General features: G+C 72.3%; 1 pseudogene. It reads right to left on the bottom strand.

Going from position 1 to position 1,431, the window contains the following annotated elements:
• Nucleotides 1–1,431: pseudogene (locus tag AB0M20_RS43360) on the bottom strand (hypothetical protein); the annotation flags it as partial.

The raw sequence follows: 1,431 nt of genomic DNA, 5'->3' as shown, positions 1-1,431 counted from the left end.
CCGCGTCGGCCGCCGGCATCGGCGTGGCCGCGGCGTCGACGACCAGCGGCGTGCGATCGGCCGAACGTCCACCGTAGAGGTCGGCGGTGGTGCCGGTGAGGGCGTTGGTGAGGCTGAAGTACGCCGCACCCTTGGGCGTGTAGGCCGCCGCGGTGGTCAGGGAGACCTCCTTGGTGTACGGCTGCCCGCCCACCGTGATCTGGAAGCGGTACGCGGTGCCCGGCCGCAGACCGACGACGCGTACGCCCGTGCCGGCGACCGTGCCCAGCGAGCGTCCGTTGACGACGACGCTGTAGCGGGTGGTTCCCGCCTTCGCCGGCCAGCTCAGCCGCACCGAGGTGGGCTGGGCGTCGCTGACCGTGAGCGGCGCGAGTCCCGTGTCGGGTGACGGGGACCCGGTCGGCGTCGGCGACGGCGACGTCGGAGAGGGCGACGTCTGGGTCGGACTGGTCGGCGAGGGCGACGGGGTGGTGGGCGATGGCGACGGCGTGGTGGGCGACGGCGACGGGGTCGTCGGCGTCGGCGACGGAGTGGTCGGCGTCGGCGACGGGGTCGTCGGCGAGGGTGACGGGTTGCCACCGCCCGGCGTGCCGGCGATCAGGAACTGGTTGTCCGCCACGTTCCAGTGCGAGGCGAGGTAGCTCCCGGCCCGCACGTCGGTGCTGTAGTAGTCGTCGTGGTTGCAGTCGAGCCGGTTCTCCTTGGCCCGGTCGGTGCACACCGACTTCATCACCGTCTGAGCCGTGTCCTTGTAACACATGACGTCGAAGTCGTCGACGCAGTGGCCCGCCTTGCTGGAGTTCGGCGCGCTGTTCGACACGGCGCCCAGGTTGTGTCCCAGCTCGTGCGCGGCGACGCTCGGCGACCAGCAGCCGCTGTCGCTGCGGCCGTAGGAGGCGCCGGAGTTGTTGCGGTTGGCCGCGCCCGGCTTGTCGTCGCCGGTGAACGTGCCGATGCCGCAGTACACATTCGACTCGGCGAAGATCATGTACTTGCGGTCGGTGCGGTTCCAGCCCAGTGTCCTGAGGGCGGACATGGTGGCGCTGAAGTCCTTGAGACCACCGGCGGGCACCTCGACCTCGCGCACGTCGACCTGGCAGTCGGCGGTGGTCACGTACCGCAGGTGCCGCGTGCCGCCGGTCTCCTGCGCGCTGGCGTCGTAGATCGCGTCCACGCCCGCCGACCAGGTGCGGAACGACGCCTGGTACTTGGCGAACCGGCTGGCGGTGCCGGCCTCGTACACGTACATGACCTGCACGCGCTTGCCGGTCACGCCGTCGCCGTCGCAGACGACGCCGGACGGGCCGACGTCGGCCGCGGCAGCTGCGGAGGCGGCGCCGGCGGCCAGGGGTACGACGGTGAGGTCGCCGTCGTCGGCCAGGGCCGCACCGGAGGCCTCGGCGGCGGCGGAGTCCGACGGCACGGACGCGC

This window comes from Actinoplanes sp. NPDC051633, assembly GCF_040681735.1.
Lineage (GTDB): Bacteria > Actinomycetota > Actinomycetes > Mycobacteriales > Micromonosporaceae > Actinoplanes.
The sequence above is the reverse complement of the archived record's forward strand: the minus strand, read 5'-3'. Positions and strand labels throughout refer to the sequence as shown.